The organism is Planctomyces sp. SH-PL14 (assembly GCF_001610835.1).
Taxonomy (GTDB): Bacteria; Planctomycetota; Planctomycetia; order Planctomycetales; family Planctomycetaceae; genus Planctomyces_A.
This window is the reverse complement of the sequence record NZ_CP011270.1, coordinates 279,421-294,812: the sequence shown is the minus strand read 5'-3', so window position 1 is coordinate 294,812 and position 15,392 is coordinate 279,421. Positions and strand designations below refer to the sequence as shown.

At 61.1% G+C, this 15,392-nt stretch carries 13 protein-coding genes; 6 read left to right on the top strand and 7 right to left on the bottom strand.

The features are described 5' to 3' along the window. Positions 1 to 36: 36 nt before the first annotated feature. Positions 37 to 456, bottom strand: a complete 420-nt coding sequence (locus VT03_RS01190; protein WP_075091286.1) for a hypothetical protein — start codon at positions 454 to 456, stop codon at positions 37 to 39. Between the two features lie 511 nt (positions 457 to 967). Between VT03_RS01190 and VT03_RS33080 the strand changes: the two genes are divergently transcribed. Then, positions 968 to 1,114 carry a hypothetical protein gene (locus VT03_RS33080; RefSeq protein ID WP_156514209.1) on the top strand — a complete coding sequence of 49 codons (147 nt, stop codon included), beginning with the start codon at positions 968 to 970 and terminating at the stop codon, positions 1,112 to 1,114. Between the two features lie 304 nt (positions 1,115 to 1,418). Here VT03_RS33080 and VT03_RS01185 read toward each other — a convergent pair whose 3' ends face one another. From VT03_RS01185 to VT03_RS01170, 4 genes are all read right to left on the bottom strand, one after another. Next, positions 1,419 to 2,411 (bottom strand): hypothetical protein, encoded by a 993-nt coding sequence (locus VT03_RS01185; RefSeq protein ID WP_075091285.1) that lies wholly within the window; start codon positions 2,409 to 2,411, stop codon positions 1,419 to 1,421. Between the two features lie 2 nt (positions 2,412 to 2,413). Then, positions 2,414 to 2,740, bottom strand: a complete 327-nt coding sequence (locus VT03_RS01180) for a hypothetical protein (RefSeq protein ID WP_075091284.1) — start codon at positions 2,738 to 2,740, stop codon at positions 2,414 to 2,416. Between the two features lie 522 nt (positions 2,741 to 3,262). After that, a complete protein-coding gene (locus tag VT03_RS01175; protein WP_075091283.1) occupies positions 3,263 to 3,676 on the bottom strand; it encodes a hypothetical protein in 414 nt (137 codons plus the stop codon). Positions 3,677 to 4,291: 615 nt separating this feature from the next. Beyond that, positions 4,292 to 5,449 (bottom strand): vWA domain-containing protein, encoded by a 1,158-nt coding sequence (locus VT03_RS01170; RefSeq protein WP_075091282.1) that lies wholly within the window; start codon positions 5,447 to 5,449, stop codon positions 4,292 to 4,294. 412 nt (positions 5,450 to 5,861) lie between these two features. On the opposite strand from VT03_RS01170, the gene VT03_RS01165 reads away from it, so the two are divergent. The 5 genes from VT03_RS01165 (at position 5,862) to VT03_RS01130 (ending at position 12,052) form a co-directional block, all read left to right on the top strand. Then, on the top strand, positions 5,862 to 6,641 hold the full coding sequence (locus VT03_RS01165; RefSeq protein ID WP_156514208.1) for a response regulator transcription factor: 780 nt from the start codon (positions 5,862 to 5,864) through the stop codon (positions 6,639 to 6,641). Between the two features lie 450 nt (positions 6,642 to 7,091). Then, complete coding sequence (locus VT03_RS01155) at positions 7,092 to 7,637, top strand: DUF1003 domain-containing protein (RefSeq protein ID WP_075091279.1); 546 nt, start codon at positions 7,092 to 7,094, stop codon at positions 7,635 to 7,637. Between the two features lie 272 nt (positions 7,638 to 7,909). After that, positions 7,910 to 8,278: a hypothetical protein gene (locus VT03_RS33075; RefSeq protein ID WP_156514207.1), complete on the top strand. Its 369-nt coding sequence runs from the start codon at positions 7,910 to 7,912 to the stop codon at positions 8,276 to 8,278. Positions 8,279 to 9,855: 1,577 nt separating this feature from the next. Further along, positions 9,856 to 10,137 (top strand): hypothetical protein, encoded by a 282-nt coding sequence (locus VT03_RS01145; protein WP_075091277.1) that lies wholly within the window; start codon positions 9,856 to 9,858, stop codon positions 10,135 to 10,137. Between the two features lie 1,654 nt (positions 10,138 to 11,791). After that, complete coding sequence (locus VT03_RS01130) at positions 11,792 to 12,052, top strand: hypothetical protein (protein WP_075091274.1); 261 nt, start codon at positions 11,792 to 11,794, stop codon at positions 12,050 to 12,052. A gap of 625 nt (positions 12,053 to 12,677) precedes the next feature. Here VT03_RS01130 and VT03_RS01120 read toward each other — a convergent pair. Both VT03_RS01120 and VT03_RS01115 read right to left on the bottom strand, forming a co-directional pair. Next, positions 12,678 to 13,079: a hypothetical protein gene (locus tag VT03_RS01120; protein ID WP_156514206.1), complete on the bottom strand. Its 402-nt coding sequence runs from the start codon at positions 13,077 to 13,079 to the stop codon at positions 12,678 to 12,680. 314 nt (positions 13,080 to 13,393) lie between these two features. Continuing rightward, positions 13,394 to 13,675, bottom strand: coding sequence for a hypothetical protein (locus VT03_RS01115; protein WP_075091271.1), 282 nt, complete (start codon positions 13,673 to 13,675; stop codon positions 13,394 to 13,396). Between the last annotated feature and the right edge of the window lie 1,717 nt (positions 13,676 to 15,392).

Below are 15,392 nucleotides of genomic sequence, written 5' to 3'. Positions count from 1 at the left end.
ACGGACGCGCGAGGAAGACGCGGATCAGACCGGCCGCTAGATGCGCCAGGTGCAGAAGAGTGGGCGCACGGAGGCCCGGCGATGCATCGGAACGCGGCTCGGCGGCGACATCGCCTCCTCGATCGCGAGCCCGTCGCTCCCGGCCGTGTCGCAGCAGGCCAGCTCCGGCAGCGCGGCGACGACCACGGCGTGGCCCACGTCGCTCACCGCGGCGGCGACCGCCACGTCGTCGAACGGAGTCCCGAGGCCCCGCTCGGGCAGACCTTCGTCATCAAGCGAAAACGGCCCGCGGTCGATATCGGCGGCCGGGCGGATCCCGAGGAAGAAGAAGTGCCACGCGTTTTGCTCGGTCAGGCTGCGAATAGGGACGCCCCGACACTCGCCATCCAGATCCGGACAAGGGACTGGAAGGTGGATCGCGTGACACAGCATCAGGACGACCAGAATCGTTCGCACGAGTAATCCTCAGACGGAAAAACTCTAAACGCTGCTCTGTTGCGTTGACAAGACGGTAGCAGCCCTTTGTCGACAGGTTCTTACGGTCGTCGGGGACAGAGTGTCCTCAACCTGAACACTTTTGTCGCCGTCGCATCGCGGCCGGATCACCTCCATATGACTCATCGACACCGGCCGGAGCTTGGGCCCCGGATGAAAGAGCATGTTGGCCGGATCGCCCGCTCCATGCGGAGAGTCACAACGATGCTCCGCAGGGCCGTCGGGTCCTTCCGTGGGACCACCGACAAGCCAACGTGCGGCGCAGCTGCGAAAGTCGCGGCCCCGCATCGATCAGAGAGAGCGTCCCGTAACTGCGAACGGCGGGCACCGCATTCTCGCTACGCAGACTTCGAATGCTGATGGCCTGACCTTCGTTATCGAAGCCGAAATGCGATTGAACTCGAAGGGCAATGTGTTCGAACGTCTGTCCATTCACGGCGCGGGAAGTACTGATACCGCTCTGGAAGCCTGTATGGAACGCTCGATTGAGGACCTGTTGGGGAATCGCTCCCTGTTGCGTCTCGAAGTGGTCCTCTCCGACGAACCCGCGAGCCACGCCTTTCGCCTGCGGGCGGACAACTATCTCCTTGGGGAATGCGGTATAACCCACACGTTGTAGACCGGTACGGAAGCCGGAACACGGGTTCGAGAAGGCGATAGGTGAGGACCTTTGGCAATACGTCCTTACTCCAACAACGGGGCCCCCAGGACAACCGTCTCTGGAGCAATCGTCCGGCCGTCGAAATCGGCCGCGCCCAGGACGTCGAGCGGCTTCGGCTTCGTGGGTCTTAGGTGCCTTCGACCCCGCGCAGTTACCGGACGTCGCCGCTTCCGGCGGGACCGAAGGTAAGGACGCCCATCTGCCGGGAGAGCGAGTAGCCTTATAGATGATGCCGCAAACAGGTCCGCTCCTTTAGGTAGGCTCAGGGAAAGGCGAGGGAGTAGCCGAAATCTCCCTTTCCGAAACTGCGCACCCCCATTCGCAGAGTTCGACCGCCGATTTTGACGTCCTGTCGTACGCTCTTCCCTTCCTCGAACGTGCCCGTGTCGCCTTCGGCATCGTTGACGTATCTGTACTTTCCCGAAGCATCAACGGCGATCCACTGGTAATTTGACGTGCTCGTGTCGAACATCATCAGCACGAACAGCTTTCCCTCGACAAGCTTGAACCTCGACGTCGGTACGAAGTTGTTGGACTGCTTGGGGCTAAGCGTGTCCTTGTCCTTTTTGAGGGCTGCGGCCAGATACTCGCTTGCTTCCTCAGCGGTCTTGTAGCTGAGTTTGCCATTACACGTTAGCGCGCCGATCTTGACCTTCTGCCCGTTGAAATCGAGGGAGCCCGTGTTGTAGTCCCCCACAAACTCGTAGCCCTTTTTGGCGAGCTCGACCGCCTCCTCGTCCGCAACCTCCCTTTCAATCCGGTTGTCAGCAAACTTGTCCAGCAGTTCCTGTCGAGTCGGCTGGGACTTACGACGCTGAGTGAGCCCCGAAACCCGGTATTCGCCGTCTCGCACCTTTTCGACCTGCGAGATCTTCTTGAAGCCATTTTGCGTGGCCCTTTCGATGGCTTGTTCCTTGGACGAGGCGACGATGGACGCTGAAGTCGGCTCCGTGCCGAAACTCCAGTGACATTGGAATTCCCCAGGTTTGACAAGTTTGAAGGAGAGCTCGATTTCAGTTCCATCCATCAGGAACGTGAAGGTTTTGTACCGCTCTGGAGTCAATCGGCCTGGGCTCAAAGGACCCTCCTTGTCGGCACCTGTATCGTTGCGCAGAAGGTATTCTCCCTTGTGGTTCAGCGCGACGTAATGCAAGAGATTCCGCTTTGCTCCCTTCTCATGAGCGCACCGCGCCAACCAGATGACGTTCCGGTCCTCAGGAATGGCCACCGTGGCGGGATAGGTCGACTCGTACATGTTCAACGTCTCCCGGTCCTTGTCTCACCAATGGTGCTCGACAGGTGCTTGACGGCGTTGAACGATGCGGTGGTGTCGAGCGGGCCCTTGTAGGTCAACATGCCAAACCTAACCTCCCGGTCCCGCACCGTGAAGGCGCCGCTGGCGTACTTTCCGAACAGCTTGTAGTCCTCCTGCGCGACAGCAGTCGAAGCCGGGACCGATAGAAGGAAAGCTGCAACCACCCGGCACAGAATGCGGAACATTTGGATGTCTCTCGAAACGGCCGTCGAGGCGAAGGATGCCTGCCCGCCTGCGATGCAGGTTGTGCCAGGAACTTTGATGGCCATGCGATCTCTTCGCAAGGGCGGGCGAATGTGTCGTCCATGTTTGCCGGCGCCGTGGCACTGGTGGCAGCGAGCTCGGCTGTGAACGGCGACGTGGCAGCGGTCCCGGAGGGCGACGCGAGGAGAACGCAAAACGAGAGACGGCTTCTACGTCATCGGCGCTCTCGGGGAAGGCACGGGAAACGTCGAGCTGCCGGCGTTCTTAAGGTCGCCGATTGCCGATCGTCACATTTCACCGAGGTTGTGGTATCCGCGTATCGCTCCAAATGGGGTTCCCTCATTCGGACCCTACGACGGAGGGCCGGAGCTGGGGTGGCCCCAACCGACCTCAGGGGCGCGCGTCAACTTTGATGTCGGTCGGTACTCGGAGATGCTGAGCGTCCGAGAAGCGGAGGGCCGAGCATCGCCTCTCCTGGCTGTCGGCCGCGAGTGGCGGCTGCCTGAAAGAAAGCCCTCCACCGCTGTGAATACGCCAAGACGGTCGACAGCAGGGCATCCTGTCAACCGTCTTGGCAACCTGGCCGGTCAAATCCCGTACTGGCTGAACTGATACGAGGCGTTGCAGAGGTCCGACGCGTACTCATCGAGCAGTGCCTGGAAGTACCAGTACGCGGACCGGAAGTCGGTGAAGTACGCTTGGTACCCGTAGTAGGCCGCGTAGTAGCAGTAGATGTACGCAACGTTCTGCTGGCTGTAGTCGCCCGTGTTGAAGGCGTAGTCGGCGTAGACGTAGCCGTAGTACGAGTAGTAGTAGGCCGCACTTTCGTTGGCGGTCGGGGCGTTCGTCGAAACGAAGCCGTAGTACGCGTAGATGTACGCGTCGGTTGCCAGCGCATCCGCGTAAAAGGCGAGCGAGTAGGCCTCGGCCTGCTTGGGTGGAGCCGCCAGCAAACAGATGGCGGTGACCAGTGCCGTGAGCGTCCCCTTGAGATAGGACATGATTCTTCCCCGTTCCCGCCGCGTGAAGTTGAAAGTGATTCATCCTGATGAGCCCGCGACTCGCCCGATCCGATGAGTGAACGCGATCCGTGACGTCTTCATGCACTGGTTAAGGGAAGGTGAGAGACAATATGCCCGACAGTTGGCAGTTCAAGACACGTCGCTGCCATGACGCCCGCAGGGCCAGTTCAAGGATCAGATCCAGGGATACCCCGGTACCGGCAAATCGCAGACGGCGCCTTTTTCACTGGCAGTTGGTTGCCATGAATTCAGCGTGCGTTCTGGCCGATCAAAATCCCCTAACTGTCTAAGCTACGCTCACGAAGAAAAAAGATGCGTGGCGGTGGGACCGGCGTTTGGACGGAAAAAGCGGCGGGCGTGAACGCAGGCCCCGTTTGTGCCGTGCGGACCAATGTGTGGCGCGCCGCCACGACTCGATGTCATTGCTGTTGCCGGATGGCCTTGTCTCGCGTAGGCAATTGCCCCCGGCGATGGCGAGCCTCCAGGCTGCCGGACCTGCGGCGGCCGCCGCCGGGGCATGTTGCAAGAGAGAAAACCCAACGGAGGAGCGGCGGCGCTGCGTAAGCCGGGCTCCTCGCGTTGGGCGTCGATGCTTTACTGGGTCAGCAGGACCGGCATGGCGTAGGCGAGATCACGGAAGGCCGCTTCCAGCTCGGCTGCGTTCTGCGCGAAATAGTGCCGGCCGCCGGTGATCGTCGCGATCTCGACCATCTCGTTCTGCTGAGCTCCCGGCAGAAAGGTGATGGTGTGGATGACGATTCCCCTCCCTTTCGCCGTGCGAGCCACTTCGACCGGATCCGATCCCTGGTTCCAGAGTCCATCGGTCATGAGGACGATGGTCTTCTTTGCCAGCGGCTTTGACGTGTCCTGCTCCAGCATCCGGAGGGCTTCGGTCAACCCGGCGGACATGTTCGTGGCGCCGAGCATCACATTCGACGCCCGGGCCTCAATCTTCTTCTTGAGGCCCTTCTTCTTTCCGTTGCCGTTCAGCAGTCCGTTGATGACGGTGTCGGTCAGCTCCAGGTCTCGGGCGGTCACCGCCGAGGTCACTTTTGTCAGCAGGTATTCGACCGAGTTCCGCGTGATCTCGGAGGACCAGGTGACGATGCCGACGCGAGGCTGGAGGTTCGCCCGGCCGATGATCTCGTCGAAGGCGTCCACCGCCTTCATCAGCGCGGCCCAGCGGCTCAGCGTCGCGTGGGGTGGCAGTGTAATTCCTACCGGATAGCCAGGGATCCCGGGGGGATACTTCCAGTCGACGCCCGACAGGTCGAAGGCCATTGAGTGCGACCGGTCGAGGGCCAGAATGATGTCCTGGTCAAACTGCGCCGCGACGGCGGACATCCTTGGAGTGAACGTGGTCCTGCCGAGGAGCCCGCCGAAGAACAGATGGACTGGCCCGCTGGCGCTCCCCTCCGAGAGGGACGCGTTGACACGCAAGGCACGAAAGGGCTGCAGGCCGGGAGTGAAGGTCCACTCCCCGCCACTGAGAACGACCTGGCCGAACTCGAGATCGTTTCGGGCCAGGAGGAGAGGCTTGCCGCCAATCCTGTTGTATTGAGCCAGGCCGATCGCGGCGAGGGCCGCCTTGTCGGCCGACTGGGTCCGGCGCAGGCACTCGACTCCGGCTTTTGCTGCGGCATCCGCCGCCGCCCGCAACTCGGTCCGGGTGAGCTGCATGTAGGAGACGTCGACCGCGAAGACGACCATCGCCAGGAAGATGACCAGCAGGACGCCGATCAATACGAGCATCGCTCCTCGCCGGGGAGGCGGGGAGGCCGGGACGGAACGTTTCACGGGAGGATACCGCAGGGGGGCTGAGGAATCCCGAGCGAGTCAGCTCCACCCGGCAGTGGATCTGGTCACAAGGACTGTTAAGGATGGTGGAACTGTTGCTTCGAATTGCAGCAGCGGCCGAGTTTTCTTGCCCGAACCAGAGCGTGCGATCTTTTCGCCCGCTCGTTATGCCGACGGTTCGGTTGAACGGGTTGAAGCGGGTGGTAGGGACGTTCCACCGGGGATTCTCTGGCCTGCGGTATTGACGGGCTCTTGTGACGAAAACACCTTGGTGAGTTGGCCTCCAGCAGCGCGGTATTGGATGAGTTCAATGGCTGCGTGGACCCCGGCAGGGAACGCGAAGTTGGCCACAGAGCCGGGGGATTGATTGCTCCCGACCGAGTACGGTAAGAAACAACTGGCGCAACCCACGCTTTACCGCTCAGGCACGCCAGGTGTAGCAATGGACCCGGACCGTAGTTTCTCCAGTGACATTTCCCGGCCAAGTCGCATTCTCGTTGTCGACGACCATGAGCTGGTGAGGCTCGGGCTTTCGCATCTCATCCGCAGCCGCCAAGACTGGGAGCTCTGCGGCGAGGCAGAAGAATGCCTGCAGACGCTTCAAATGATCCGGGAACGTTCTCCGGATCTCGCCATCGTCGACCTGCGACTGGCGAAGGGTGACGGTCTCGACCTGGTCAAGCGGATTCGCGACACGTGCCCCTCCTGCCGTGTCCTAGTGTTCTCGGCGCTGGAGGAAGATCTCTTCGCCCAACGGGCCCTTGAGGCGGGAGCGCACGGGTTCATCAACAAGCTGGAACCGCTGCCGACGCTCATGGAGGCGATCGAGAAGGTTCTCGAAGGGCGGGTCGCGTTGACGCAACGCATGACGGACCGCCTGTTAGCGGCCAAAGGCGGCGGGCCGGCCGCGACCAAATCGCCTTTGGAGCTCCTTTCCAATCGGGAGATGGAGGTCTTCGAGCACCTGGGGCAGGGGTTGTCCGCCAAGGAAGTTGCCCGGGAGTTGCATCTCAGCGTCAAAACGATCGAGTACCATCGTCAGAACATCCAAGAAAAGCTGCAGCTTTCTGGCAGCAGGGCGGTTGTACGCCAAGCCACTGCGTACGTACTGGAGCGTGCAAACGGGCCCCAGAGCGCGGCAACGTGAAAGGGTACGCTTGACGCTCGAGTATCAGCCGCCGGGGCCCTTAACCGGCGGCGCGGCTCAGTGCGATGTCAGCGGCTCGGTAGAGAAAGGCTGCTGAGAAGCTCTCCGATGGATGCATCCTTGCGACGATCTGGCCCAGATCGGTGCAGGTGTAGCCTCTCCTTGTTGGCTCAACGAGCCGTTCGTGAACTAACGCGTCCAAGTGAAGGAAGTCCACGATTCCCGAAGGCGTCGGAATCGGTGTGCGTCTACTGCAAATCTCTCGCAGCATGCTCAGCTCTGACTTTGCGACGACAATATCGTTTTGCTGACGCGCGGAGACCATTGTGGCACTTCCGTTAGTACGGCTCCCGGCAGGAAAAAACCTGGTTGTTGAGGGCTTGTGCACCTCGCGCGCCCAGCGAGCCAGAATGGTATGGGGGCTGCGTGGCGCACTGCCGAGGTGCGAGCATGACAGATCAAGAAGGGGACGAACCGGATCCCGCCCATTCCTGTAACGCAGTCGTACAGAGAAACATCCGTGATGTTATCCAGGCCCGCAAGAAGATTGAGCGTAGGGAGTCGGCCAGCGAGCGCATCGCCCGAAAGATCACGGAGCTGGCGGGCAACATGGGATTCGCGTACTTCCACTGTGCCTGGTTCGGAATCTGGATCGCTTTCAATCTCTGGCGAGGGGAGGGGGCCTTTGACCCGTTCCCCTTCGTGCTGTTGACGACCGTCGTCTCGCTTGAGGCCATCTTCCTCACGTTGATGGTCCTGGTCAGTCAGAACCGCGAGGCGAAGCTGGAGGAGCAGAGGGCCGACCTCGATCTGCAGATCGATCTTCTGGCGGAATACGAAGTGACACGCCTTCTGTGCCTGGTCTCAGCGATCGCCAAGAAGCTGCAAATCGACGAGACGGAAGATGAGGACCTCCGAGAACTGCTCACCACCGTCCGGCCGCGCGATCTCCTCAAGGAATTGGAAACCCTCGAAGGGGAGAAGGCCGTCCCGTGACGTGCTGGGCGTGGCGGAAACAACCTGCACGATGGGTGCCTGCCGCAAGGAAATGACGGCTGGACGGAGTCGTGCCGGCTCGGGTCGCTGGACATCGGGGAACCTGAGTCGTGCCGAAGAGGTAGGTAGCTCTACCTGGACGGAGTGGGGTGCCACTCCAGGAGGACGGCTCAAAGTTTGCAGATCGGAGAGGCGAATCCGTCTGTTGGGATTCTCAGAGCGGGATTGTTGTGCGCCGATCCCGCTCCTTTCTTTTCCCTTGAGGTCGCGCCATGATCGCAGGACGATGGACCCTTCCTCTTCAGTCCTCGGGCGACCACGGCGTGTTCGTACTCTCCAGAGCTTTGGGACAAAGTGTTGTCATTGACGACACCTTCACCCTGGTGGTCGCGGCGATCGGCGAATTCGAAGCGAACTTGATCCGCGTCGACGAGTCTGGTCTACACGGCGTCGAATTCACTATCCGACCTGGTTGCATGACCGATGTCGCGCCGGGGGTTGGGGCTACCCTAATCCCGTTTGAACGACGGAAGGTCCGGATCGGTTTCGTTACGAGCGATGGTCATACTGTCCGTGCATCTGCGGCGTTGCGTTCATCATCGAAGCGCACAAGCCCGCCAGGCGCGACAGGAAGCAACTGAGCATTGGACGATGCAACCGCTGCCGGACGCTTGAGCGCGGAGCAGCCACTGCGTGCTCGCGTCCGGTCAGCTTGTTTCGAGGACTCAGAGGTATGCTCTGACCGAAACGGAATGGGCAGTAGAAATGTCCCGGCGACGTCGCTCCTCCAGGCTGCCGGACCTGGGGCGTCGCCGCCGGGACATGATACGCAATTTCAAAAAGACGCCCGGACGAGTGCTACGTCCGGGCGTCCCCCTCCTCACAACCTGCTCCAAAGTAGGTCCTGTTTCGTGCGAGTGCGTCCCAGGTTTTCCCGGGTTTTGGCTCCCCTCGTCTGAAGCGATGTTCGCTCATTCTCCGAGTGGCCGATATCAGACACGGCTGAGGGATAGGGACGGTAGGTAGGTTGGCCCCGGCCTGCCGTTCCTTCCTCAGTACAATGCTTCGCACGCTACGCGATCTGGTCAGATCCGAGCGATCCAGTGAGCGATTACGATCGCTGAGGATGCCTTTCTTGAGGCACGACAACCTAGAGTCGCGCGCGGTGCCAGGCGGTTATTCTATGGTGAGCTCCGCGCTGCCGCCCCGACCACCAAAGAAGAGTTGCGGGGACGAACGGTGACTCGCACAGTTGCGGCGGAGCTCCGCCAGCGTGTCTTCCGTGAGTGGTCTGTCCGCAGACGGCAATCGAAGAGGTCCTCTGGATCCACCTCACCCACGCCGGACTCGATGCGGGAGGGAGGCGGTGGATCTGTGTGGCGATCGATTGAGAAGTGATGCCGCGGGCATCCACAGGCTGGAGGAGCGGCACGTTCTGGTCGCCTTGGCGGGGATCATTTCCGAATGGCGGTCGCGGCAGTGGTAGTCTCGAGCAGGCTGCCGCGTTCCGACTCGGCCCGGGGGAGTCACTGCGCAAGTCGCGTGCCTGGAGGCAAAGAGTATGGAACGCCGACTGGATCGATTACGCCAGTCTGTACGGCACCGGTGACGTCGCGTCATCGGCCTTTGCATCCCTGAAGGGACCTGTAAGGCTGCGGCACGGTGAATGCCTGTCTCGTCGTCGCCATTGGCAGTAGGCACGGCAAACTGTTGATGCTCGTGGTTGCTCGGCAACCGCATTTGGCTTTCCTGTCAGTGCTCCGCCGAATGGGGAGGCAAATGACACCGACGCAGGCTGCAGACATTCTGATTCTAAGTGGTGAGTACGACTTCCTATTGGAAATCGTGCACTCCGGGGAAGTCATCCTCAGCGACTGGCACCTCAATAGCCGGTCGATGGCGAATTACCTCCGAGTGAAGGGGCTCGTTGAGATCCGGATTGGACGGGTGACTTCCACCCCGCTCGGAGTGCGGTTGTCGCGGTCGCGGCGGCACGCAATCGCTGGTGGTGCGGCAGTGATAGTCACCGTCCAAAGCCCGCAGGATTTGGATGTCGAGTTCTAACGCCAAAAGCCATCCGGCCAGGCGTCCACCTGGAGTTGAGGAAGAGGGCCTGCAGCGGACGAAAGACCGGGCCGTCGCTGTTTCTTCCCATGGCTTTCTGTAACGATCAGTACATTCTTGATCTGTGTTGCGGCGTATCACGGGAATGCTTGGGGTGGAGCGGAACTCACTCGGACCGCAGGCGCCGACCCAGCTATTTCGGATGCTGGTGTCGGAGTACATCACGCTTCGAGAGATCGATGTGAAGCCGATTGTGGTGGCACTGGCCGCTCCGTCTGTCGTAGCGGATTTGGACTTTCTGGTGGAGTCGGACCTTGCGACCCGGGCAGGCCCAGAGGTCATGGTCAGTCCCCGCGGCAAGGGGCTTTTGGGAGTGCAGCCGTATAGCTGGAGCGCCGTAGTTGTGAGTTTCGATCTCCAGTCGCTCGGGTGGTGATCAGCGAGGCGGCGAGTCTTCGAAAGCGTGCCTGGAGGAAAGACGCTGTAAGTCCCGGCAGCTTCTGAAAAGCTGCCAAAAAGCCACTGGTCTGCGGAACGCTGCCCGCAACAATTCGCCCTCACAACGCGGGCGCGGCTGAAGGTGCGGTTTGACGATTCCAAGGGAGGACGGAGTGGTCGGCGAGGGGGAGGGTGCGTCCGAACGGGGTGTGCGGACGGCTCAACAAGAGGTAATCAGAGTCTCGGTCGGAGAGTATCGCACGCTGCGAGAGCTGTTGGTGCATGGGCCGGTGACACAGGGCGACACGACTCCTTCAGTGCGCACGGTATTGGCGAGTTTAGCGGCCGCCGGCTTGGTATCGGCCACCGGCGACACCTATCGCCTGACGGTGTCGGGGGTGCTCGTCGCGATCTCAGAGACGGTTCATGAGAGCCTCGGAGAAGTGTGGCTGAAGCCTGCTGACTGGGCGTGAACGCGGACTATATAGAGACGCCACAACATGTCGTCCTGCGAATCCCGGCGGGGATGCCCACGCCCGCTCCCGGTATCTCTCGAAGTTTGGATCCCCACAGCAGTGAGATTCAGCCGTCTGTGCCTTCTGGCCCTTCGCGACGGAAAGATTTGAGACAAGTGCCCGTGTACAGGGCGGTCTCTCCTCCGAGGCGGGCGCGCGACGTGCTGGTGCCGGAAAAAAAGTCGGCTTGGCTGACAGAGAATGCCTGTGTGCCGGCCTGGCCTTTCGTGGAAATCCGAGAGGTGGCGTTATGCGAATCAGTCGAAACGCGTCCGTTCAAAAGCTGCTCGCGGAGAGCGTCGGACTTCGTCCTGAGTCGGCATTATTGCGAGCCAAGCTGCTGAATACGAGGCGCAGGATTTGAGAGCGTTCGCCCTGCGGGGGCGTAGGAGCCGAGAATAGGCCCGGATGCGTCAGGCAGAGGCGACGGCTCCCTAGGGGTCAAAGGAGAGGGAGGGATTCGAAGTGGCCGTCTTGGAATCTCAATGGCGGGCCGCGCTCCGCAGGTCACCGTGAGGCCAGCGGCGGGCGTTGGCGGCGACGAATTCGGATGGTCAGGATCCGGAGAGACTATGGACGCGCGCTAGTGATGTGACGCCCTGTATGTTAGCATGCGAACGGTCATCGCAACTTGAGACCATTCGCTTGCGAAATCGTTACATCTATCGCCAAACGGAAATCCGCCCACATCCGACGGTCGTTCGATGACGATGCACAGATAACGAACAGACATGCGGGCGGTCGGTGTCTTGGGCTTCAGCGATCAGGGGTGCCGACTGATGCGCAGGATCACGTTACTGGACGATGAGTGGAACGGATTGGCGCATTTGGCAGCCGTCCCACGACATCGAGAATTGGCCGATCAAGAGTTCGGATACGAAGTTGTCCGGTTTCTGGTTCAGAAGGGCCTCGTGGCAGAGGATGGCCAAGCCCTAGTGGCGACCGCCGAGGGGCTGGCGGTTCTTGCCTCGTCCCCCCCGCCATCGACGATTGGTGTGCGGGTGTGGATCGAGCCGCTCACCAGAGCCTAGGAGAAGCCTGGTCCCTTTTCGCCTAAGTTGACGCGCACGTACTCGCGTCAGACAGTGCACCCAGGAGGCGGGCCAGCTTCTTCCCGCGGATGTTTTCTGTCTGGCAATGGACGACTTGGTACTTCTGAAGGATGAGGTTGAGTTCCTGCATGCGCTCCGTTTGCACGGTGGGGTCATCGTGGTCGGTGAGTACCGAAGCGATGACGTCCGGGCGGACTTCCTGTGTGACCACGGGCTGACGGTCCGAAGAGGGGAGATTCTCTCGCTTACACCCTTTGGTGAGCGGGTCGCAGACAAGGTTTCGGCACGGCACCTCGTTGAGGTTGCGATTCTGACGGGCTACGAAATCGAGCAGCTTCGGCGCTGATGGCGATCTTCATGTGCAACACGGCTGCTATCCGTCGAACGACATCTGTGACACGGCTGATGAAACTCCAAACTCCGGTTTGCGTCCTGCATCGCCAGACCTGAGGGCCGAGATCATGAAGAGCAGAGCATTCGGTCCGAGTTGGCCGTCAGGGGTCCTTCGGATGCTGACGTCCGAATATGCGGCCTTGGGAAGAGTCGCGGCGAGTCCGCTGGCGATGTCTGAACTCACTGCCTCTGCGCCCCGGGACGTGCACTTCTTGTTGGGATGGAGGCTGGCGACTGTCGGAGACGGTCAGGTGATGCTCAGCGAACGGGACTTACTCAGCACCGAACCCCTGACCTCGACCGAAAAAACGATCGGGTTCGATGCGTCAGCACTTGGATAAACTTCGCACCGCCGGTGTGGTTGAGCACGCCAGTCCCGATGGCCCTCGGATATCGGCGTTCCTACACCGGCTTCTTTTCTTCTTAATCGAACTGCGGTCCGGCTCCGGGTGGGGCGGCCACCTCGGGGGGGCCTCGGCCGCTGACCCATGGCCATCTGGATCTCATTCCGCATTAATTACTTCCGGAAGCGGAAGACCGAACCGCGTGGACGCTACGCAGACCATTCCGTCCCTCAGTTACAGTTTCGGTGTCAGCACGAGTGCCCCTCCTCCCTTCCCACCGAACGGAGACGTGCCGACGAACACCAGATTGACGGCGTTGTTCGTGAGCTTCCCCCGCAACTTCAATTGCGAGACCTCCTGTTTCTCCGTCTCGAAAATGACAGCGCCGGAAGCGTTGCTCGTCGCGGTCCCGCTGACCTGAAACGTGACGACCTTGCCGGCCGGGCTCCTGACAATGAACTCGCCCTTGAACGACTCGCCCATTCGCTCACTCACGGTAAGGACCGCTTTGCCCGCCTCTTCCTTACCCGCCACACGAATCTCGCCGTTCCAAACAGAACCGGCGGCAAATTGATCCTTGGCCTCGTCAGCAGCGAATGCCGTGATTCCGCTAGCCAGGAAAAGAGCGACCGCCATCGACAAAACAGTTCGCATCATTGAAGCCCTATTCAATCAGGTTGCCACGAACGCATCCAATTGCGCCCGTGCGGCATCTTGATACGCCACGGTGCGTATTGTCGAGCGTCGTGTCCTGATCAACTCGCCACCACAATTGGGAGCTCAGCCAGCCGAGAGTTTTGCAGGACCCAGTTCTGTCGGTATTTCGAGTCCCCCCCGTTGCACGCGCCCACTCCTGCTCTCGTCCAGCGGCAACGAGTCCGCTGGACGGAAAACCGACGCGCGTCAATTCACCGGTGGAGCAAACGCATCTGTTTCCCAGGGCAGAGCACTCAAGCCGTGGCCGCCGGCTTCATGGTGCCGTCCGCCTCGACGACTCCTGCCCAGACGCGCGGGCCTCCGTATCCAAAGGGCGGACATGACGCCCTCACCTGCCGGCCGAGCTGCGTGACGCGGACTCCATTCGAGACCTCTTCGACCAAGCCAACACGCATCAGCCCCTTCACTGCCAGCTCGAACCGCATCGGGTGGCAGCGGTCGTGACTGAAACCGGTAACCAGGTCGACCAGAAGCCGCCACTCATCCTCAAAGATCGCGAGACGTCGCATGCTCATTGCCCATTTCTCCCCGGCCGTGGCTGAACTGCTCGGGTCAGTTATGAAGAGCGGGCGCAATCTCCCGCCAGCGCCGGACGAAGAGAATAACCGCGAAGGAACCGAAACCCGGGTTTTCCTGGCACACTGGTCGGAACCTCTCGGGAATCCGGCTCGCGTCACATCGCGGGATGCTCGTCGCCCTGGAATCCAGGAGTCGGAAAGAGATCACGTGTAGGAGACGTCAGACGTTGAGGCGCCCCCCAAAGAGGCGACGCCTCGACCACGCTAACGCCGCGGGCTGCGACGCATGCCTGCCCCCAGAAGCAGGACGAAATCGAGCGATGCCAGCCGTTCGATCGCCGAGGGCGAGAGCTCCGTCAGAACGGCGGAGGTTCTCGAGATGCTCTCGGAAAGAATCCGCAACACGGCGAAGTCATCCCACCGAATCCCCACGCAACCGTCGCGTGTCCCGGCAAGGCTCCCACCGGACATCAATCGCGGCAGCGACGAGAGGTGCTGGCGGGCCGCCTACAGCGCGAACGACCCAGCGTCACAAGGGCCACGGATGGGAAGCGGCGTCGGTACCGCTGCCATCACGTCGCATGCTCGGGGGGCGTCACCCACTGGAGCTTCACGATTCAGGAGCCGTCCGGCAGCGGATAAGGCGGAGTCTCGATGAGCTTGAGACCACGCCACGTGAGATGGTGGTACCCCTCGACCTCCTCCACCAGCTTCCTTGCGAAGTAACTGGCGATCCGCTTCGAGAACCACGATGTGGGACCAACTCTCGAAAGGCATGGCTGCGTCACTCACCGGTACATGGACGATGCTGGAGCTGTTTTAACACCTCCTTCAGAGCCATCGACACAGAATTTCGCCAAGTCACAGGCCATTCGGCGAGGAAATTGCCTAGGGTTGCGTGTAGCGCGCTAATAAGGGGAACCGGCTCAGCGGGCCCGCTCAACGCGTCTGGCTCTCGGTCCGAGTCCGGTCCTCGCAAATCCTCCGGTCCGGGCTCTGGTCTCCGATCGCTGATGCTATGGGGACGGCTCGCGGCCGCCTCACCATCTCACTCGCACCCGTGCCAAGAAGCACTTCCGAAAAGGCCTCGGCTGCCGGTATTCAGCGCAGGTCCGCACTGCGGATCGAGACTGACCGCTCGCTCTCCGTGATCGGAGATGCCTCAACGGCACGGATTCCCCGCCCCGTGATACACGCCCTGCCCCCAATTACGTGCAGCAGCCCCAACTCGATCAGCCGAGGGACCGCCATAGGCACCACACCAGGCATCACCTGAAAGCTGCCCGACTTACTGGCGCTGACCATCCGCAAGAAGGAGAGGTCATCACGACCAATCACGACATGGCCGTCGATTGTTCCCGGCAAACGCCTACCTCGGATCAACACTCAATGAAGCGTAATACGGCAAGGGTAACAAAACGCCAGCGAAAACACGATGGCGATGCCTGGTGGCCCGGCCCCTCCACTCCGAGTCCTCGCAAAGCCTATGAGGTCTCCACCGGAATCCCCGATCGCAGACATCCGGTATATCAACCGCGAAGACGCGGACCGATCAGGACGGATAACGCCGGTTGCTTTTGTGCTCGGAGGACCCAGCTGCGGCATCATCGCAGGGACCCCTCGAGCAAGTCCTCAGACGATGCCGCAGCAGGTCCTCCGAACGAGCGGGGTTAAAGGTGGGTCGCCCGATGGGACAGTTCACGTAGCGGTTCAA